The 19,541-nt window shown below is 73.2% G+C and carries 18 protein-coding genes and 2 pseudogenes; 11 read left to right on the top strand and 9 right to left on the bottom strand.

Going from position 1 to position 19,541, the window contains the following annotated elements; genetic code table 11:
• Window positions 1-103: 103 nt before the first annotated feature.
• The 3 genes from ACSMX9_RS25260 to ACSMX9_RS25250 form a co-directional block, all read right to left on the bottom strand.
• Window positions 104-928, bottom strand: coding sequence for a tyrosinase family protein (locus ACSMX9_RS25260; protein ID WP_445397249.1), 825 nt, complete (start codon window positions 926-928; stop codon window positions 104-106).
• Between the two features lie 17 nt (window positions 929-945).
• On the bottom strand, window positions 946-1,356 hold the full coding sequence (gene melC1, locus ACSMX9_RS25255; RefSeq protein ID WP_445397247.1) for an apotyrosinase chaperone MelC1: 411 nt from the start codon (window positions 1,354-1,356) through the stop codon (window positions 946-948).
• Window positions 1,357-1,670: 314 nt separating this feature from the next.
• Window positions 1,671-2,399, bottom strand: coding sequence for a winged helix-turn-helix transcriptional regulator (locus ACSMX9_RS25250; RefSeq protein ID WP_445397245.1), 729 nt, complete (start codon window positions 2,397-2,399; stop codon window positions 1,671-1,673).
• Window positions 2,400-2,508: 109 nt separating this feature from the next.
• On the opposite strand from ACSMX9_RS25250, the gene ACSMX9_RS25245 reads away from it, so the two are divergent.
• From ACSMX9_RS25245 to ACSMX9_RS25215, 7 genes and pseudogenes are all read left to right on the top strand, one after another.
• Window positions 2,509-3,717 carry a pyridoxal phosphate-dependent aminotransferase gene (locus tag ACSMX9_RS25245; RefSeq protein ID WP_351239325.1) on the top strand — a complete coding sequence of 403 codons (1,209 nt, stop codon included), beginning with the start codon at window positions 2,509-2,511 and terminating at the stop codon, window positions 3,715-3,717.
• A gap of 54 nt (window positions 3,718-3,771) precedes the next feature.
• Window positions 3,772-4,365 carry a histidine phosphatase family protein gene (locus tag ACSMX9_RS25240; protein WP_445397243.1) on the top strand — a complete coding sequence of 198 codons (594 nt, stop codon included), beginning with the start codon at window positions 3,772-3,774 and terminating at the stop codon, window positions 4,363-4,365.
• 76 nt (window positions 4,366-4,441) lie between these two features.
• Window positions 4,442-5,020 (top strand): annotated as a pseudogene (locus ACSMX9_RS25235) (response regulator); the annotation flags it as partial.
• 61 nt (window positions 5,021-5,081) lie between these two features.
• Window positions 5,082-5,711, top strand: a complete 630-nt coding sequence (locus tag ACSMX9_RS25230; protein ID WP_445397241.1) for a hypothetical protein — start codon at window positions 5,082-5,084, stop codon at window positions 5,709-5,711.
• A gap of 119 nt (window positions 5,712-5,830) precedes the next feature.
• On the top strand, window positions 5,831-8,044 hold the full coding sequence (locus ACSMX9_RS25225; protein ID WP_445397239.1) for an alpha-N-acetylglucosaminidase: 2,214 nt from the start codon (window positions 5,831-5,833) through the stop codon (window positions 8,042-8,044).
• 204 nt (window positions 8,045-8,248) lie between these two features.
• The gene (locus ACSMX9_RS25220) at window positions 8,249-9,694 is read left to right on the top strand and encodes a glyceraldehyde-3-phosphate dehydrogenase (protein WP_351239637.1); all 1,446 of its coding nucleotides are present in this window, start codon (window positions 8,249-8,251) and stop codon (window positions 9,692-9,694) included.
• A gap of 426 nt (window positions 9,695-10,120) precedes the next feature.
• Window positions 10,121-10,894: a hypothetical protein gene (locus ACSMX9_RS25215; protein WP_445397237.1), complete on the top strand. Its 774-nt coding sequence runs from the start codon at window positions 10,121-10,123 to the stop codon at window positions 10,892-10,894.
• A gap of 54 nt (window positions 10,895-10,948) precedes the next feature.
• Here the strand turns inward: ACSMX9_RS25215 and ACSMX9_RS25210 are convergent, their stop codons facing one another.
• Entirely contained in the window at window positions 10,949-12,565 is a 1,617-nt protein-coding gene (locus ACSMX9_RS25210; protein WP_445397235.1) for an AMP-binding protein, read from the bottom strand.
• Window positions 12,562-14,238 (bottom strand): AMP-binding protein, encoded by a 1,677-nt coding sequence (locus tag ACSMX9_RS25205; protein WP_445397233.1) that lies wholly within the window; start codon window positions 14,236-14,238, stop codon window positions 12,562-12,564. Before ACSMX9_RS25205 ends, ACSMX9_RS25210 begins: the two co-directional genes overlap by 4 nt.
• 177 nt (window positions 14,239-14,415) lie before the next feature.
• On the opposite strand from ACSMX9_RS25205, the gene ACSMX9_RS25200 reads away from it, so the two are divergent.
• On the top strand, window positions 14,416-15,261 hold the full coding sequence (locus ACSMX9_RS25200) for a response regulator transcription factor (RefSeq protein WP_445397231.1): 846 nt from the start codon (window positions 14,416-14,418) through the stop codon (window positions 15,259-15,261).
• A 166-nt stretch (window positions 15,262-15,427) separates the two neighbouring features.
• A pseudogene (locus tag ACSMX9_RS25195) lies at window positions 15,428-15,517 on the top strand (DUF4440 domain-containing protein); the annotation flags it as partial.
• Between the two features lie 18 nt (window positions 15,518-15,535).
• Here the strand turns inward: ACSMX9_RS25195 and ACSMX9_RS25190 are convergent.
• The gene (locus ACSMX9_RS25190; RefSeq protein WP_445397229.1) at window positions 15,536-16,759 is read right to left on the bottom strand and encodes a thiolase family protein; all 1,224 of its coding nucleotides are present in this window, start codon (window positions 16,757-16,759) and stop codon (window positions 15,536-15,538) included.
• A 175-nt stretch (window positions 16,760-16,934) separates the two neighbouring features.
• Between ACSMX9_RS25190 and rpmF the strand changes: the two genes are divergently transcribed.
• Window positions 16,935-17,105 (top strand): 50S ribosomal protein L32, encoded by a 171-nt coding sequence (rpmF, locus tag ACSMX9_RS25185; RefSeq protein WP_445397227.1) that lies wholly within the window; start codon window positions 16,935-16,937, stop codon window positions 17,103-17,105.
• A 133-nt stretch (window positions 17,106-17,238) separates the two neighbouring features.
• Window positions 17,239-17,664 carry a cold-shock protein gene (locus tag ACSMX9_RS25180; protein ID WP_366115400.1) on the top strand — a complete coding sequence of 142 codons (426 nt, stop codon included), beginning with the start codon at window positions 17,239-17,241 and terminating at the stop codon, window positions 17,662-17,664.
• A gap of 108 nt (window positions 17,665-17,772) precedes the next feature.
• Here ACSMX9_RS25180 and ACSMX9_RS25175 read toward each other — a convergent pair whose 3' ends face one another.
• The 3 genes from ACSMX9_RS25175 to ACSMX9_RS25165 all read right to left on the bottom strand — a co-directional run bounded on the left by ACSMX9_RS25175 (window position 17,773) and on the right by ACSMX9_RS25165 (window position 19,517).
• Complete coding sequence (locus ACSMX9_RS25175) at window positions 17,773-18,420, bottom strand: isochorismatase family protein (protein WP_445397224.1); 648 nt, start codon at window positions 18,418-18,420, stop codon at window positions 17,773-17,775.
• A gap of 149 nt (window positions 18,421-18,569) precedes the next feature.
• Entirely contained in the window at window positions 18,570-19,031 is a 462-nt protein-coding gene (locus ACSMX9_RS25170; RefSeq protein ID WP_445397222.1) for a MarR family winged helix-turn-helix transcriptional regulator, read from the bottom strand.
• A gap of 99 nt (window positions 19,032-19,130) precedes the next feature.
• Entirely contained in the window at window positions 19,131-19,517 is a 387-nt protein-coding gene (locus ACSMX9_RS25165) for a 6-carboxytetrahydropterin synthase (RefSeq protein ID WP_445397220.1), read from the bottom strand.
• Between the last annotated feature and the right edge of the window lie 24 nt (window positions 19,518-19,541).

The raw sequence follows: 19,541 nt of genomic DNA, 5'->3' as shown, positions 1-19,541 counted from the left end.
TCGCGGTACGGCGTCCGTGGTCGTGGGACGAGCCGGGATGGCGTCACCCTACCCTCCCCTCCACCGCATCTCCACGAGTGGTCCGTGGAGTTGCCCCGGCCGCTCAGGCGTAGGTGTAGAACTGCGTGTGGTCCAGCACGCTCTGGGGGGTCGCGTTGGTCCAGGGCGGCATCGTCTCGTTGAGGTCGATGACGTCGACCGTGCCGCCGGCGGGGAGGTACTCGGCGCTGCTCGGGTGGAGTGCGTGCCAGTCGGCCCAGAGCTTGTCGACGAACGCGTGGTGGACCCAGAACACGGGGTCGTTCGGGGAGACGCTCGACTCCATCTGGCCCCAGACCCAGGTGTGCACCCGGTTGTGCATGCTCAGGTAGCCGGCGGAGCCTTCGAGGGCGGAGCGGAAGCCCGCCGAACCGTCGCGCCAGGGTGCGGAGTCGTAGGTGGGGAGGGCGAGGGCGGCGTCGACCTCGGCTCTGGTGGGGAGGGTGGGGACGCGGTAGCCGAGGTTGCGGGCGAGGAAGGGGCGGCTGTCGACCTGGACGGTGATCGGCCACTTGCCGGCGGCGTACGCGAACGGTCCGTCCATCACCTGGTCGTCCAGGGGGCGTCCGGTGCCGCCGAGGAAGTCGGGGGCCCAGAGCGAGGAGCCCACGGTGTTGTCGACGGTCCAGTCCCAGTAGGGGATGGACACCGAGGCGTCCACCTTCTGGAGTTCGTTCTCGAAGTCGATGAGGAACTTGCGGTGCCAGGGCAGGAACGAGGGTCCGAAGTGGCCGACGTATATCCCGGTGTTCATGTCCAGGGCGAAGCGGAGGCGGTGGGCGGCGACGAACTCGTCGTACACGCCGAGGCGCTTGACCTCCAGTACGGCGTCGACGAACGCCTTCTTCTCGGCGGTGGTGAGGTTCGCCTGGTTCTTGCGTACGGTCATGGCGGCTGCTCCCGGGCTCAGACGGCGGGGTGGAAGGGGACGACGTGGGCGCCCTTGAGCGAGGTGACCGCGGTGCGGGCGGCGTCGAGCGGGGTGGCGAACCGTTCGTAGTGGTTGATCGCGCTGCTCCAGCCGCTCTTCCCGTGCTGCATCACCTGGAGTTCGCGGCCGTCGATGAGGACGCGGTAGGTGGAATGGTGTCCGGCGTGGCCGTGGGCGCGCGCGTGCTCCGCGGCGGGTTCGCCCTGGATGCGGCGGCCGCGGTAGACCTCGTCGAAGGGCGCGGGGCCGCCGGTGCCGGCGGCGGGTCCGCTCCGGTCGCCGGTCGAGGTGGTGTGGGCGACGGCGGTGGCGACGCCGGCGAGTGCGGTTCCCGCGGCTACGCCGGTGATGGCCCCGACGGCCTGACGGCGAGTGATTCCGGGCATGGCAGAAGACCCCCAGACGGATGGTGGAGGCGGCCCCCGGACGTTCGGGGCCGCCGTGACCATGCCTACCCGGGGAGTGACGGCCGGGAGTAGACGGACGTTTTCGGTTGGCTGTCATACGGACACGTTCGGGCCCGCCCGCGGCGGGTCCGCGGCACCGGAGGGCGCGGGCACCGACGCGGCGGAGGCGATGCGGGGAAAGATCCTCCACCCCGGGGCCCGTTGCCTGGACTTCTTCCGGCTGACACCCGGTCACCCCAGCTCAGAGCAATGATCCGAACATGGCTGGAAAAATCAGGGGGGGATCCCGCACCTCATCCGGGGCGATGGCCGGACGGGCCTGTCGAAGCTCCCAGCAGCACCGCGACCTCCCCCGTGCCGTGCACGCGGACCTCTCCCCGCCGCACCGCTTCGGCCAGGGAGAGGTCACCGCGGGCGAGCGCCGCGCAGACGGTCGTGGAGAGGGCGAGCCGGGTGTCGGCACCCCCCGGCGCGGGCCCGTCCCCGTAGGGCTCGTGACACTCGTCCACGGGGAGGGCCCCGACCCGTACGTGGAACTCGCCCTCGTCCACCCGGACGTCGACGAGGCCGGTCGCGCCCCCGGTGGGCAGCGCGCCGAGCAGACGGCGCAGCGGCAGGGCGAACCAGTGGGCGCGGACGGCGTCGGTGGGCCCGGGGTCGGTGAGCGCGGGGCCGCCCCAGGCGGCGAGGGCGTCGAGGACGGGGAGCAGGGCGCGCCCGCGGTCGGTGAGGGCGTAGACGGTGGCGGCGGCCGGGGCGGGCAGTCGTCGGCGTTCGGCGACGCCCTCGCGTTCCATGTCCTTGAGGCGGGAGGCCAGCATGTCGGTGCTGACCCCGGGCAGGTCGGCGTGCAGGTCGGTGTAGCGGCGGGGTCCGGCGAGCAACTCCCTCGCGATCAGCAGGGTCCAGCGGTCGCCCACGGCGTCCAGGGCCCGGGCGGTGGCGCAGTACTGGTCGTAGCTGCGTCGGGGACGGCCCGACGCGGCGTGCAACTGACGTGGCATGCGCCGCAGTCTAGCCATGCCATTGGACTTTCCAAGCTCACGCTTGGTAAAACCAAGCAACACGCCACACAGGACGCCGGCTCCGTCCCACCGGACGACGTCCGCCCACGGTCTGGGAGGCCCGCGCATGGAGTTCCGGCAGTCGAGCAAGCTCAACGAGGTCTGCTACGAGATCCGGGGCCCGGTGATCGAGCACGCCAACGCCCTGGAGGAGGCGGGCCACAGCGTGCTGCGCCTGAACACCGGCAACCCGGCGCTGTTCGGCTTCGAAGCCCCCGAAGAGATCGTCCAGGACATGATCCGGATGCTTCCGCAGGCCCACGGCTACACCGATTCGCGGGGCGTCCTGTCGGCCCGGCGCGCGGTCGCCCAGCGGTACCAGGCGCTCGGCCTGGAGGTCGACGTCGACGACGTGTTCCTCGGCAACGGGGTGTCCGAGCTGGTGTCCATGGCGGTGCAGGCCCTGCTGGAGGACGGCGACGAAGTCCTCGTGCCGGCACCGGACTTCCCGCTGTGGACCGCCGTGACCACGCTCGCCGGCGGCAAGGCCGTGCACTACCTGTGCGACGAACAGGCCGAGTGGTACCCGGACCTGGCCGACATGGCGGCCAAGATCACCGACCGGACCAAGGCCCTCGTCCTCATCAACCCGAACAACCCGACCGGTGCGGTGTACCCGAAGGAGGTCGTCGAGGGCGTCCTCGACCTCGCCCGCCGCCACCACCTGATGGTCTTCGCCGACGAGATCTACGACCAGATCCTCTACGACGACGCCGTGCACCACACCGCCGCCGCCCTCGCGCCCGACCTGGTGGTGCTCACCTTCAGCGGGCTGTCCAAGACCTACCGGGTGGCGGGCTTCCGCTCCGGCTGGCTGGTCGTCAGCGGCCCCCGCCAGCACGCCCGCAGCTACCTGGAGGGCCTGGCCATGCTGGCCTCCATGCGGCTGTGCGCCAACGCGCCGGCCCAGTACGCCATCCAGGCGGCGCTCGGCGGACGGCAGTCCATCCGCGAGCTGACGGCGCCCGGCGGACGGCTGCGGGAGCAGCGCGACCGCGCCTGGGAGAAGCTCAACGAGATCCCCGGGGTGTCCTGCGTCAAGCCCCGGGGCGCCCTGTACGCCTTCCCCCGGCTCGACCCGGAGGTGTACCCGATCCACGACGACGAGAAGTTCGTGCTGGACCTGCTGCTGCGGGAGAAGATCCAGGTCGTGCAGGGCACCGGCTTCAACTGGCCGCGCCCGGACCACTTCCGCATCCTCACCCTGCCCCACGTGGACGACCTGGACGCCGCGATCAGCCGGATCGGACGGTTCCTCGCGGGGTACCGCCAGTGACCCGCGGCGCCCGCCGGTGCGCTCCCCCGGCCCGGCCGGTGGTATCAAGGGCCCATGGGTGATCTTCTTCTGGTCCGGCACGGGGAGACCGCGTGGTCGCTGTCCGGACAGCACACCAGCTGGACCGACCTCCCGCTCACCGCGAACGGTCGCGCACAGGCCCGGGCGCTGGCCCCGCTGCTCACCTCGCACCGGATCGCGTGCACCCTCAGCAGTCCGATGCAACGGGCCCGGCAGACCGCCGAACTGGCCGGACTGCCCGAGGTGCACGTCGACCCGGACCTGCGGGAATGGGACTACGGCGGCTACGAGGGCCTGACCACGGTGGAGATCCACCGCACCCGCCCCGGCTGGTTCCTGTTCGACGACGGAGTGACCGCCGGTCCGCCCGAGCACCCCGGCGAGAGTCCCGAGGAGGTGGGCGCGCGGGCGGACCGGATGCTGGCCCGGGCCGATGCCGCGCTCGCCAACCTTGAGGGCAGCGTGGTCCTGGTGGCCCACGGCCACTTCCTCCGGGTGCTGACCGCACGACGCCTGGGGTTGCCCGCCTCGCACGGCGCCCTGTTCCAACTCGCCACCGGAACGGTGTGCCGGCTCAGCACGGAGCACGGCCGCCCGGTCGTCGCCGGATGGAACGTCAGGCCCTGAGGTCCGCGTCGTCGAGGACGGGCCCTGCGCCGGGTCCGTGCGGGGGGCGGCCCCGGGGAGCGGCGTCCGCTAGGGCCGGGCCGCGCGGCCGGACGTGGTGCTGATGGACGTGCGGATGCCGGAGGTCGACGGCATCCGCGCCACCGAACGCATCCTCGCCACCATGACGGCCCCGCCCCGCATCGTGGTGGTCACGACCTTCGAGAACGACGCGTACGTGTACGAGGCGCTGCGGGCCGGCGCCGCCGGCTTCCTCCTGAAGCGGGCCGAGCCCGAGCAGTTGGTGCAGGCGGTGCGTCTCGTGGCGACCACGGACTCGCTGCTGTTCCCGGCGGCGGTGCGGGCCCTGGCCCGGGCCCACGGCAGGGCGACGGCCCCGGTGTGGGCGGGACGGCTCACCGAACGGGAGGAACAGGTGCTGCGGTTGATGGCCACCGGGCTGACCAATGCGGAGATCGCCGGGCGGATGGCGGTGGGCCACGCCACGGTGAAGTCGCACGTGGCGGCCGTGCTGGCCAAGACCGGTGCCAGGGACCGTACCCAGGCGGTGATCGCGGCCTACGAAGGCGGCTTCGTGGGCGCCGAGGGCACGGATCCCCCGCCCGGCGCGTGGGGCCGGGCAGTGGACGGAACGGACCGGCCCCCGCGGTACTAGGCTGACCGGAGCGGGGGACGGGGCAGGGGGCCACCGGCGCTGCGAGTTGGGGAGGCCAGGCGTGGACCGGACACCGACCGCGGCCCAGCGCCGCCTCATCGCGGCGGCCGATCCCGTGACCGGGCGGCTGCGCGGCACCGCGGCACGACTCGCCGCCCTCGGTCGGCTGGGGCTCGCCTTCCGACACCCCCGGCCCCCGCACGACTGGTTCCTCACCCCGGCGGGCCGCCGGTGGACCCTCCCCCAGGAGCCCGCCCCGGCGCCGGCCGCGGCGCCCGCGCCGCCGCCGGCGGTGTTCGCGGCCCGGATCGGCGGGGACGCACCGGACCGCGGGGGCGCCCGTCGGGCCCGTGAGGTGGCCAGCGCCTGGACGGGGCTGCTGGAGCTGCGGCGGATGACCCGGGCGGACGGCGCGACCGACCGGCCCTGTGCCTGGGAGCGGGCGCATCTGGTACCGGCCGCGGCCCTCGCGCTGGAGGCCGCCGGCTGCGTACCGGAGACCGGGGAGGGCCCCGGCTACCGGGTGGTGGCCTCCGCCCAGCCGGAGGCGGTGGGCGTGCACGCGGCGGACCCGGCCGGGCTCCGCTCCTGCGCGGCGGCCCTGGAGGGGGCGGGCTGGCAGGTGAGCGAGCACACCGAGCCGCGCAGCGGCGGCCGTCGGCACCTGCTCGCCTCGCCGCGCCGCGGCTGAACGGGCGGACCCGCCGGGTGCGGGCCCTGCCTTCCCGACGACACGGGCGTGCGCTCCCCGCCCGACGGGAGCACAGCCGCTACACAGGTGCCGACCCCGACACCGTCCTGGGAGGCACCGTGCCGCTGCCCCGCCGCGCCCTGCTCCGCGCCACCGCCCTCGGGACGACCGGTGTCGCCCTCGCCGGCCTCGCCCCGTCCCCGTCGGTGGGCGCCCCGGCACCCGCCGACGGGGACGGAGCCGCCGCCCGGGCCGCCCGGCGGCTGCTGCCCCGCCACGCCGACCAGTTCGTCTTCCGCACCCTGCCCGCAGCGGCGGAGCGCGGCGGGGCCGATGCGTTCGGGGTCTTTGGGGAGCGGGGGCGGATCGTCCTCGCCGGCACCACGCCGGCCGTCCGGCTCACCGCGCTGCGCTGGTACCTCAAGCACACCGCGCACGCGCACCTCGGATGGGCGGGCGAGCAACTCGACCTGCCCCGGGTGCTCCCGGCGCCCCCGGCCGACACCGTGCGGACGGCCCGGGTGCCGCACCGCTTCGCGCTCAACGACACCAACGACGGCTACACCGGCGCCTACCGGGACTGGGCCTACTGGGAGCGGGAGGTGGACGTCCTCGCCCTGCACGGCTACAACCGGGTCTTCGTCCAACTGGGCGCCGAAGCGGTGCACCACCGGGTCTTCCAGGACTTCGGGTACACCGGGGAGGAGGTGCGGGCCTGGCTCCCGGGGCCGGCCCACCAGCCGTGGTGGCTGCTCCAGAACCTCTCGGGCTTCCCGGCTCCGCCGTCCCGCCGGCTGATCGGCGAGCGCGCCGCGCTGGGCCGGCGGATCTGCGACCGGCTGCGCGAACTGGGCATGGAGCCGGTGTTGCCGGGGTGGTCCGGGATGGTGCCCCCGGGGTTCGCGGACCGCAACCCCGGGGCGCGCACCATCGCCCAGGGCGAGTGGTACGGCTTCGACCGGCCGGACTGGCTGGACCCGCGCACCGGGGTGTTCGCGCGGGTCGCCGCCGCGTACTACGCGGTGCAGCGGGAGGTCTTCGGGAGCACCGCGTTCTTCAAGACCGACCTGTTGCACGAAGGGGGCACCGCGGGGAACGTGCCGGTCGGGGAGGCGGCCCGGGCGGTGCAGCGGGCGCTGCGGGCGGCGCGCCCCGATGCGGTGTGGGTGACGCTCGGGTGGCGGACGAACCCGCCGCGGGAGGTCGTCGAGGCGGTCGACCGGGAGGGCATGCTGGTGGTCGACGGGGTCGCCGACCGGCTCGCCGCGGCGCAGGACCGGGAGGCGGCCTGGGGCGGGACCCCGTACGCGTACGGCTCGATCTGGAACTTCGGCGGGCACACCGTGCTCGGCGCGAACGCGCGGGAGTGGGTGCGGGCGTTCCCCGAGCGGCTGGCCCGGCCGGGCGGTGCGCTGCGCGGCACCGCCCTGTTGCCGGAGGCGGCGGACAACAACCCGGCGGCCTTCGAACTCTTCTCCGAACTCGCCTGGTCGGACGGTCCGACGGACCTCCGCGACTGGTTCGCCCGGTGGGCGCACGCCCGGTACGGGGAGCCGGACCCGAAGGCGGCGGCGGCCTGGGACCGGTTGCGTCGAACGGTGTACGGGACGACCCGCGAGGACGGCTGGAGCGAGGGCGCCGACGGCTTGTTCGGGGCCCGTCCCTCGCTCACCGCGGTGCGGGCGGCCCGCTGGTCGCCGAAGGCGGTGCGCTACGACCCCGCGGAGTTCGCCCCCGCGCTCGGCGAACTGTTGGAGGTCCGTCCGGGACTGCGGAACTCCTCGGCGTACCGGCGGGACCTGCTGGACGTGGCGCGCCAGGTCCTGGCCAATCGGAGCCGTACCCTCCTGCCGGAGGTCAGGGCCGCGTACGAGGCCCGGGACGCCGGGCGGTTCGAGGCACTCAGCGGGCACTGGCTCGATCTGATGGACCTGTTGGAGCGGCTGCTGGCGACGGACGGGGCCCACCTGCTGGGGCGGCACCTCGCCGAGGCCCGTTCCTGGGGCGGTGACGCGGCGGAACGGGAGCGGCTCGCCTACGACGCGCTGTCGCTGATCACCGTGTGGGGACCCCGCCGGGCGGCGGCCGCGGGGCTGCGGGACTACGGCAACCGGGAGTGGGCCGGTCTGGTCGGCGGGCTGTACCGGCAGCGGTGGTCGCGGTACTTCGCGGACCTCGCCGAGGCGCTGCGCACCGGCCGGGCTCCCGTGCAGACCGATTGGTACGCGGTCGAGGAGGAGTGGACCCGCTCCCCCGGGCCGCTGGCCACCGCCCCGCGGGGCAGCACCCATGCGGTGGCGACCGAGGTGTACGAACGGGTGGTGGCGCGCTGAGCGGCCCGCGCTCCGGATGCGCCCCGGATCGCCGGGGAAGAACGACGCGGGAAATCATAGTAAAACCCACCAAAGCACCCCATCTCCCTTGAGATCGTGACCCGAGTCACGGCACCTCACCCATCGACAAGCCTTGATCGATCAAAGCGCGAGGTGGTTACCATATGAGCGCCGCCTAGCTCGAAAGATAAATCTGTGACTGTCGTGACTGCCAACGAGGACTCCTTCACCAACTGGAAGACCCGCGAGGAGATCGCGGAGTCGATGATCCCGATCATCGGGAAGATGCACCGGGAGCGCGACGTCACCGTCCTGCTCCACAGCCGCTCCCTGGTGAACAAGTCGGTGGTGAGCATCCTCAAGACCCACCGCTTCGCCCGGCAGATCGCCGGGGAGGAACTCTCGGTCACCGAGACCGCGCCGTTCCTGCGGGCGCTCACCACGCTCGACCTGGGGCCCTCCCAGATCGACATCGGCATGCTCGCCGCCACCTACAAGGCCGACGACCGCGGCCTGTCGGTGGAGGAGTTCACCGCGCAGGCCGTCGCCGGAGCCACCGGTGAGCACAAGCTGGAGCGCGGCACCGGACGCGACGTCGTCCTGTACGGCTTCGGGCGCATCGGCCGCCTGGTGGCCCGGCTGCTGATCGAGAAGGCGGGCTCCGGCAACGGGCTGCGCCTGCGTGCGGTCGTGGTGCGCGGGGGAGGCGAGAGCGACCTCGTCAAGCGGGCCTCGCTGCTGCGCCGGGACTCGATCCACGGCCAGTTCAACGGCACCATCACGGTCGACGAGGCGAACAGCACGATCATCGCCAACGGCAACGCGATCCGGGTGATCTACGCCAACGACCCCTCCGAGATCGACTACACCGAGTACGGCATCAAGAACGCCGTCCTGATCGACAACACCGGCAAGTGGCGCGACCGCGAGGGCCTCGGCCAGCACCTGCGGCCGGGCATCGACAAGGTGGTCCTCACCGCCCCGGGCAAGGGCGACGTCCCCAACATCGTCCACGGCGTCAACCACGACACGATCAAGCCGGACGAGCAGATCCTCTCCTGCGCCTCCTGCACCACCAACGCCATCGTCCCGCCGCTCAAGGCCATGGACGACGAGTTCGGCGTGCTGCGCGGCCACGTGGAGACCGTCCACTCGTTCACCAACGACCAGAACCTGCTGGACAACTACCACAAGGCCGACCGTCGCGGTCGCTCCGCGCCGCTCAACATGGTCATCACCGAGACCGGTGCCGCCTCCGCGGTCGCCAAGGCGCTGCCGGACCTCAAGGCCCCGATCACCGGCAGTTCGATCCGCGTCCCGGTGCCGGACGTCTCGATCGCGATCCTCAGCCTCCGGCTGGGCCGCGAGACCACCCGCGAGGAGGTCCTCGACCACCTGCGCGACGTCTCGCTGCACTCCCCGCTGAAGCGTCAGATCGACTTCACCACCGCCCCCGACGCCGTGTCGATGGACTTCGTGGGCTCCCGTCACGCCTCGATCGTGGACGCCGGGGCCACCAAGGTCGACGGCGACAACGCGATCCTCTACCTCTGGTACGACAACGAGTTCGGCTACTCGTGCCAGGTCATCCGGGTGGTCCAGCACGTCTCCGGCGTGGAGTACCCGACCTTCCCCGCTCCGGCGGTGTAGACCGCGGGTCCCCGACCAGGTTCCCGCTGGAGGGGGGACGGACACGGCGGTGTCCGTCCCCCCTCCGCCTTTCCGCTCGCCGCCTCCGCTCCCCCGGCCCTTCCGGGCCCGCCGCCCCGACCCGGTCGGGGCGGCATGGACCTCATCTGGCATGGGCATGATGTAGCGTCCCCATCTGTCAGCCGAGCATCGGGAGTCCCTCCGGGCCACAGGCACCCCACGCACGACGGGGCGGAGCGGACGGGGGGCGTGAACCCGGCGCGTCAAAGGACCACGGGCATGGGGTGAAGTGCTGCGCGCGCGGGGGAGAGTGGAGCACGATGGAGGGGCCGTCGAGGTACCGCCCGGGAACGCTCACGGGTCGGCTCCGGCTGCCGGTGCGCCCGACGGCACCCACGGACCATCGAGCCCCGCCCTGGAGAGGTCATGACCGAGAGCGTGCCGGTGCGGTGCCCGATCTGCCGCCGCGACCACCGGTTCACCCCGACCGCCTACCCCTGTCCGTGCGGCGAGGCGCTCGCCCCGCGGGTCGCCGCGGGCGGAACGCCCGAGAACGTGACCGACCGCGCCTGGGCGGCGGACTGGGTCACCGTCCCCTGCCCCTCCTGCGGACGCGCGGACTCCTGGCCCCGGCCCGAACTGGGCTGCGTCTGCGGGGCCGTGCTGCGGGTGCCCCTGGCCGCACCGTCCGCACCCGACCCGGCCGCGGACGACCGGGACCGGACGGCCTCCCGTCCCGGGGACTGCACCGGCCGGGAACGGCGCGCACGCCCCCGGTACCCCGCGCACATCCCCCTGCCGGCGACCGCGGCCACTCCCCGCCCCGCCTTCCGGCCCACCGTGATCCGCTCCGCCCGGGACGCGGTGACGGTCACCGCGCTGTACCTGCGCTGGCTGGGCTGCCGGGACATCCGGCGGGCCGAGCCCCCGACCGCGTCCGGGGTGCACCTGTCCGCCGACGCCCTGTCCGCCGTGGTCGAACCGACCGTGCGGGTGGTCACCCTGCGGGACGTCGAGTGCCTCTGGCTGGCCGCCCTCGCCGAGGCCCGGCGCTGCGCGTACTTCGCCCTCTCCGGGTACGAGGACGGCGTCCCCGAACGCGCCGACGCGCTGGGGGTCCCGCTGTTCGTGGTGGACCTCACCGGGGTGCCCCGACCGGTCAACGGACCGGCCGAGGAACTGGTCTCCACCGGAGCCTGAGCCGAACCCGGGAAGAGGTCCGGGCCCCGCGCCGACACGGGGCCCGGACGACCGTCACTCCGCGAAGCGCTCGCGGAGTTCGACCTTGCGCGCCTTTCCACTGGCCGTCAGCGGAAAGGCGTCGAGGAGGCGCAGCCGGCTCGGGACCTTGTAGTGGGCGAGCCGGTCGCGGCAGTACGCGCGCACCTCCTCCAGGGTGAGCGGGTCCACGGGGTCACGCAGGATCACGCAGGCGAGCACCTCCTCGCCGTAGCGCTCGTCCGGGATCCCGACCACCTGGACGTCCGCGATCTTGGGATGACCGTGCAGGAACTCCTCGATCTCCCTCGGGTAGACGTTCTCACCGCCTCGGATGATCATGTCCTTGATGCGTCCGACGATCTGCACGTAGCCGTCCGGGCGCATCACCGCCAGGTCGCCGGTGTGCATCCAGCGCCCCCGGTCGATGACCTCCGCGGTGCGTTCGGGGTCGCCCCAGTAGCCGAGCATCACCCCGTAGCCGCGGGTGCACAGTTCACCGGGCTCGCCGCGCGGCAGGGTCACCCCGCTCGCCGGGTCCACGATCTTGACCTCGGTGTGCGGCAGGACCCGGCCGACGGTGCCGGTGCGCCGTTCGAGGTCGTCGTCCCGGCGGGTCTGGGTGGACACCGGGGAGGTCTCCGTCATCCCGTAGCAGATCGCCACCTCGGCCATGTGCATCTCGGTGACCACCCGGCGCATCACCTCCACCGGGCAGGGCGAACCGGCCATGATCCCGGTGCGCAGCGAGGAGAGGTCGTAGAGGGCGAAGTCGGCGAGGTTCAGTTGGGCGACGAACATCGTCGGCACCCCGTACAGGGCGGTGCAGCGCTCCCGCTCCACGGCCTGGAGGGTGGCCACCGGGTCGAAGGAGGGCGCGGGGATGACCACGCAGGCGCCGTGCGAGGTGGCGGCGAGGTTGCCCATCACCATGCCGAAGCAGTGGTAGAACGGCACCGGCACGCAGATGCGGTCCCGTTCGTCGTAGCCGATGGTACGCCCCACCCAGTAACCGTTGTTGAGGATGTTGTGGTGGGAGAGGGTGGCCCCCTTGGGGAAGCCGGTGGTGCCCGAGGTGTACTGGATGTTGACCGGGTCGTCGCAGCTCAACTCCCCGGCTCGGAGTCGGAGTTCCTCGTCGAGGTCGGGGTCGGGCCCGACCAGCAGCTCCTCCCAGGAGAGCTCCCCGATGAACGCCGTCGTCCGCAGCTGCGGACAGTCGCCCTCGCGCTCCCGGACCAACGCCCGGTAGTCGGCGGTCCGGTGGCCGGTGGCGGCGATCAGCACGGACACCCCGGACCGTTGCAGCACGTACGCCAACTCGTGGGCGCGGTAGGCGGGGTTGACGTTCACCATGACCGCGCCGATCCGGGCCGTCGCGTACTGGACGAAGAGCCACTCCGGGCAGTTGCCCGCCCAGATGCCGACCCGGTCCCCCTTCAGCACGCCCCGCAGGAGCAGCCCGCGGGCCAGCCGGTTCACGTCCGCGTCGAACTGCGCGTAGGTCCAGCGGCGGCCGGAGGCCAGGTCCACCAGGACCTCCCGGTCCGCGAAGGCGGCCACCGCGCGGTCGAGGTTCTCGCCGATGGTGTCCCCGAGCAACGGGGTGGGGTCGGTGCCGTGCGCGTAGGACGGCGGCGCGTCCGTCGTCACCGGACGTCCTCCTCCCGGTACTCGGTGGCGGACCCGTGCGCGGTGGCCTCCCGGAGCTCCACCCGACGGATCTTGCCGGAGACGGTCTTGGGCAGCGGGGCGAACTCCAGCCGCCGCACCCGTTTGTACGGGGCGAGCACCGCACGCGAGTGGGCGAACAGCAGGGCCGCGGTCTCGGGCCCGGGGACGTACCCCTCGGCGAGCACCACGTACGCCTTGGGGACGGCCAGCCGCAGCGGGTCGGGGGCGGGGACGACGGCGGCCTCGACGACGGCCTCGTGCTCCAGGAGCGCGCTCTCCAGCTCGAAGGGACTGATCTTGTAGTCCGACGCCTTGAAGACCTCGTCGCTTCGACCCACGAACGACAGACGGCCGTCGGCGGCGCGGCGGCCGATGTCCCCGGTGCGGTAGTAGCCGCCGGACATGGCCTCGGCGGTGCGCTCGGGATCGCCGTGGTAGCCCGCCATGACGCCGACCGGCCGGTCGGCGAGGTCGACGGCGATCTCCCCCTCCTGCGCGCCGGGTTCGCCGGTGACCGGGTCCAGCAGCACGATCCGGTAGCCGGGGGCCGGGCGTCCCATCGAGCCGGGCACGACCCGTTGGCCCGGGGTGTTGGCGATCTGGACGGCGGTCTCGGTCTGGCCGAAGCCGTCGCGGACGGTGACCCCCCAGGCACTGCGGACCCGCTCGATGACCTCGGGGTTCAACGGCTCCCCGGCGGCCACCGCTTCGCGCGGCGGGGTGCGGAGCGCGTTCAGGTCGGCCTGGACGAGCATCCGCCACACGGTCGGCGGGGCGCAGAAGGTGGTGACCCCCGCCGCGTCCATCTGGGCCAGCAGTCGGGTCGCGTCGAAGCGCGCGTACTGGTGCACGAAGACGGTGGCCTCGGCGTTCCACGGGGCGAACAGGTTGGACCAGGCGTGCTTGGCCCACCCGGGCGAGGAGACGTTCAGATGGACGTCACCGGGGCGCAGTCCGATCCAGTACATGGTGGAGAGGTGGCCCACGGGGTACGAGACGTGGGTGTGCTCGACGAGCTTGGGGCGGGCGGTGGTACCGGAGGTGAAGTACAGCATCAGCGGGTCGTCGGCGAGGGTCTCCCCGTCCGGCTCGAAGTGCGCGGGCGCGGCCTTCCCGTCCGCGTACGCCAGCCAGCCCGGGACCGGTTCGCCGACCGCGATCCGGGTGAACGCGCCGGGGACGTCGGCGAACTTCGCGGTGTCCGCCGATCGGGTGATCACATGGCGGACCCGGCCGCGCAGCACCCGGTCCGCGAGGTCGGCGGGGCCGAGCAGCGGGGTGGCGGGGATGACGACGGCACGCAGCTTCATCGCGGCGAGCGCGGTCTCCCACAGTTCGGTCTGGTTGCCGAGCATCACCAGGACGCGGTCTCCGGCGGCGACGCCCCGGGAGCGCAACCAGTTGGCGATCCGCGCGGAGCGGCGCGACAGTTCGGCGAAGGTGGTCCGCTCCTGCCGGCCGTCCTCCTCGGCGATGTGCAGGGCGACGCGGTCGTTGCCCTCGGCGATCACGTCGAACCAGTCGAGGGCCCAGTTGAAGCGGGCGGGGCGGGGCCAGACGAAGCCCTCCCGGGCGGCGGCGAGATCCGCACGGTGGCGCAACAGGAAATCCCGCGCGGCACGGAACTCCCCGGTGGCGGTGGTCGGGGTCAACCTGGCCTCCTTCGCTCACGGACGTCACGGGCAGCGGCAGGTGGGGCGCCCGGGCGCCCCCTTCGCGTGCGTCCCCTGCCTACCATCCTGGAATCCGTGATACAGGTCTCACTACCCCCGAACGGGGGTGGTGGCGAGCCGTGTGCGGGAACGGCCGAGCGGGAGGCGGACGGACCGGTGACGACGACGAGGACGGACGCGGCCGAGATCGGGGCGGCGCTGCTGCGGTTGCGCCGGACGACCGGGTTGCCGGTCGCCTTCGGCGGGCTGATCGAGGCGGGCGGACGGCAGATGCGCATCCAGCAGTTGTCGGGCACGGCCACGGCATCGCTGCGGGCGCTGGTGGTCTCCCTCGGCAACGGTCTGGGCGGCAAGGCGCTGGCCCGCACCCGCCCCTGCGCGGTGACCGACTACCGCGCCTCGCGCCAGATCAGTCACGAGTACGACGAGGCGGTCCGGCAGGAGGGCCTGCACGCGGTGCTGGCGGTGCCGGTCGTGGTGCGCCGACGGGTCCGGGGCGTGCTGTACGGGGCGCTGCGGGCGGCGCAACCGTTGGGCGACCGGACGCTCGGCGCGGCGGTCGCGGCGGCCCGCGACGTGGAGCAGGCGTTGGTGGTCCAGGACGAGGCGCGTTCGCTGTTGACCTCGGCCGGGGCGACCCGCGGCGACCCGGACGGGGCCCGGGCCGCGGCGTGGGAGCAGGTGCGGGAGGCGCACGGCGCGCTGCGCGCGCTCGCCCCGCGGATCACCGATCCGGGACTGCGGGCCGAACTCCTGGCCGCATGCGGCCTGTTGACCGGCGGTGCCGACAACGGTCGCCGCCCCGAGTCGGGGTTGACCGCGCGTGAGGTGGACGTCCTCGGCTGTCTCGCCTCGGGGGCGACCAACGCCGCTGTCGCGGAGCGGCTGGGACTGCGTCCCGAGACGGTGAAGGCGTATCTGCGCTCCACCATGCGCAAGTTGGGGGCGTCCACCCGGGGGGAGGCGGTGGTGGCGGCCCGGCGGGCCGGGTACCTGCCCTGACCGCGGCCGTCACGGCTGCTCCCCTCCGGCGCGGTCGGTGACGGCGAAGGACCGCCGGAGGTGGCCGAGCGCCACCCGCACCGCGGGGTGGTGGCCGTTCTTCCAGACCAGTGCGAGCAGCGCCGGCGTCTCGACGTCGACGAGCGGGCGGCGGGCGGAGAGCCGGTCCGCCCGGGCCCAGGTCGTCAGGCGTCAGCCGGACGGGAGTTGGCTGCGGGTGCTCGACCAGCCGGAGTTCGTCCGGCCGACCGTCTGAACCCCGCCGGGCCGGGGTTCAGACGCGCTCCACCAGCAGCGCGACGCCCTGTCCGACGCCCACGCAGAGCGTGGCCAGCCCGTACCGGGCCCGCTCCCGCTCCAGTCGGCCCAGCAGGGTGAGCAGGACCCGGGCGCCGGAGGCGCCGAGCGGATGCCCCAGGGCGAGGGCCCCGCCGTCCGCGTTCACCCGTTCCTCCTCCAGCCCCAACCGTCGGATCACGGCCAAGGTCTGAACGGCGAACGCCTCGTTCACCTCGACGGCCCCCAGGTCGTCGGTGCGCAGCCCGGCCCGGGCCAACGCCTTCACGGTGGCGGGCACCGGGCCGATCCCCATCAGCTGCGGGGGGACGCCGGTCGCGGCGGAGGTGACCACCCGGGCCCGGGGGGACAGTCCGTACCTGCGGACGGCGGCGCCGCTCGCCACGACCAGGGCCGCGGCGCCGTCGGACAGCGGCGAGGCGGAGCCGGCGGTGACCACCCCGTCCGGGCGGAAGGCGGGGCGCAGGGCCGCCAGCTTCGCCAGGGTGGAGGTGGGGCGGGGGCCCTCGTCCGAGGTCACCGTGGTGTCCGCGACCGGCACCGGCACGATCTCCGCGGTGAAGCGCCCGGCCTCCCGGGCCGCGACGGCCCGCTGGTGGCTGCGGAGCGCGAAGGCGTCCGAGTCGGCGCGGGTGATGCCCTCCGCGGCGGCGACCTCCTCGGCGGTCTCCCCCATCGGCAGGGTGACCCGCACGGCCTCGGGGCCCGCGCCGGCGGGCACCGCGCGATCGGCTTCGGTGAAGCGCGGATGGGTGAAGCGCCAGCCCAGCGAGGTGTCGTGGAGCGGGCCGGGGGACGCCCAGGGGGTACCGGGTTTGGCCATCACCCAGGGGGCCCGGGTCATCGACTCCACTCCGCCCGCGACGACCAGGTCGGCCTCCCCTGATCGGACGGCCTGGGCGGCGGAGGCCACCGCGGTCAGCCCGGAGGCGCAGAGCCGGTTGACGGTGTAGCCGGGCACGGTCGCGGGGAGGCCGGCGAGCAGCACGGCCATCCGGGCCACGTTCCGGTTGTCCTCGCCGGCCTGGTTGGCGGCGCCGAGGACCACCTCGTCCACGGCTTCGGGGGGGACGCCGGCCCGGCGGACCGCCTCCCCGACCACCAGGGCGGCCAGGTCGTCGGGGCGGACGGTGGCCAGGACGCCGCCGTAGCGCCCCTGGGGGGTGCGGGCACCGTCGACCAGGAACACCTCGTCGGACATGGGCGGACTCCTCACGGCGGGACGGAACCCGGCGGGGGTGCGGCGGGGTGCCGGGCGCACCGCAAGCTAACCGAACGGTCGGTCGACGGGCAAGGGCCCCACCCACACCCCCCACCATTGGTATTGATTACCGTTTTCATATAGCGTCGAGGGCGTTCCCGACCAGGAGGTTTCCGTGGCAGTCCCCAAGCGCAAGACGTCCCGCAGCAACACCCGCCACCGCCGGGCACAGTGGAAGGCGAGCCCGCAGCAGCTGGTGCCGATCACCGTCGACGGCGCCGTCCACCGCGTACCGCAACGACTGGTGCGGGCCTACGAACGCGGACTGCTGCACCCGGAGGACTGAAACCGCGCCGGGCCGCCGGCGGCGCCGCGACCGGGCAGCGGGGTACTGGTGTGGGCAGGGCGGCTCGCGTAGGCTTCGTGACCTGTGGTGTTCCTACCGGGCATGTGGCCCGGTTTTCTGTGGGGGTGACGGCATGGTTGCCGGTCGTGTGGTGCGGTTCGACGGTTTGCGCGGTTACGGATTCATCGCTCCGGATCTCGGTGGGGAAGACGTGTTCATGCACGTCAACGACCTGTTGATGCCGGAACAGCAGGTGCGTCCGGGACTCGCGGTCGAATTCGAGATCGAGGAAGGGGAGCGCGGCCCCAAGGCGTCGGACGTGCGGCTCGCCGAGGGAGCGGTCGTACCGATCCCGGTGCGCAGCGGCGGCGCCGGTGTCGCGCGCCAGGTACAAGTGGACGACGATTCGCTGTGTGACGTGCTCACGTCGGAGGAGTTCCTCCACGACGTGACCGAGGTCCTGCTGTCCGCGGCGCCCTCGCTGACCGGGGAGCAGATCCTCGCGGTCCGCCGCGGGCTGCTCCAGTTCGGCAAGAACCACGGGTGGACCGAGGGCTGACCCGGAACGGACCGGTGGCCCGGGCGGAGTCCTTCCGCCCGGGCCACCGGCCTTTTCGGGAGTCCCCGTCACCCACGAGCGGGGTTCCCGAGGAGGGTGCGGTCCCGTTCAGCCCTGTCCGCCGCTGGCGGAGGAGTGGCTGGCGACGACCGCGCCGTAGAACGGCATGGCCAGGCTGCTGAAGATGTCGGCGGTGCCGGGGCCGCCGGGGTTCTTCCAGTCCCGCAGCAGTTCGGAGATGACGCCGACCGTGCTGTTGAGGGTCGCGCCCGCGTTCTGGAGGCGGAGCAGCGAGGTCTCGCGGGCCAGCTTGTTGGTGGTGCCGGAGGCGTCCGTCACGGCGTGCACGTGGTAGCCACGGCCGAGGGCGGAGAGCGAGGCGAACATCAAGCACACGTCCGTGATGACGCCCGCGATGATCAGGTTGGGGCGGTCCATCGCACGGACGGCCTCGTCGAACCGCGGGTCGTCGAAGGCGTCGACCTCGCCGCTGCGGTGGATGATCGGCGCACCCTCGGGCAGTTCGGCGACCAGTTCCGGCAGGAGCGGCCCGTTGGGACCCTGCGGCGCGGAGGTGGTGGCCACGATCGGGAGGCCGAAGACCTTGGCGGTGCGGGCGAGCGCCTGGGCGTTGCGGCGGACCTCGTTCTGGTCGTGGTCCTGGACGCCGAGGATGAGACCCGCCTGGTGGTCGACCAGCAGGATCCCGGTGTTCTCGGGGGTCAGCCGGTCGGTGAGGTAGCTGTTGCTGCTCATGTCTTCCCGTTCCTTGGGGGTCGGGCCGTGGGGACGGCCCCGGCTTGTCGCGCTTTTTGTTGCTTGCGCAAGCACCATAACCCAGAACGGACGCCCCCCATTCCCGCCCCTCACCCCCGCACGGAGTGATCTGAGTCACATGACGGGGGTCAGCCCTCGGAGACCTCGGGCGCCTTCAGCCGGGCCACCAGGGCGTCCAGGGTGCGCAACTCGTCGTCGGTCAGCTTGCCGGCGAAGGTCCGCTCGACCACCTCGGCATTGGTGCGGACCGCGGCGCGCAGCAGCTTGCGCCCCTCCTCGGTCAGGGTGATCATCGCGCCGCGCTGGTCCTCCTCCAGCGGGCTGCGGGCCAGCAGTCCGCGCTGGGCGAGCCGGTCGAACAGGCGACTGAGCGCGCTCTGGGTGAGGACGACCCGCTCCTTGAGGTCCTTGAGCCGGGTCCCGGCCAGCGGAATGTTCACCAGGACGTCGAACTCGCTGATCGACAGGCGGTGCCGGTCCGCGAGCGCCCGCTCGATGGCGGTCAGCACCTGGTGGTTGACCTCCATGTAGGCCCGCCACACCCCGACCTTGAACCCCCGGGACACCACCCGCTCCGACTGCGCCACCACGATCTCTCCTCACACCTGCATTTGCTTGCGTATGCACCATTCTCGCAGGTGGTGGCGGGACGGGGCGCGGCACCGGGCCGAGCCCGGTGCCGCGCGCGCTCAGGAGGTCAGCACGGCCGCGCCGCACCGTCCGCTGTAGGGGCCGTGGACCCGCACCTCACGCAACGGCAGCCGGGCGGACCACTGCGCGTAGACCCAGCGGGCCAGCTCGTCCGGGCCGGCCCGGTGCCGCAGCTCGTCCGCCACCTCGTTGAGGTGGGCGTCGTCCAGGCTCCGTCGGGCCCACCGGGCGAACTCCGCACACGCGGCCCTCGCCGATTCCGTCCCGTCCGGTGGCATCCCGTCCGGGCTCTCGTCGGGCAGGACCGTCTCCAGGGTGACGATCCACAGGTGGCTGTGCGCCACACCCGCACACGGGTGGCCCGGCGGAAGGCCGTGCTCCGTATGGGTCGCGCTGAAGTACACCGTCTCCGTGCCTAGCGCCATCGGGCACTCATCCCTTTCCCTGTC

It is taken from the genome of Streptomyces sp. LE64, assembly GCF_052606915.1.
Note: the sequence above shows the minus strand (reverse complement) of the source record. Positions and strands in the feature narration are given on the sequence as shown.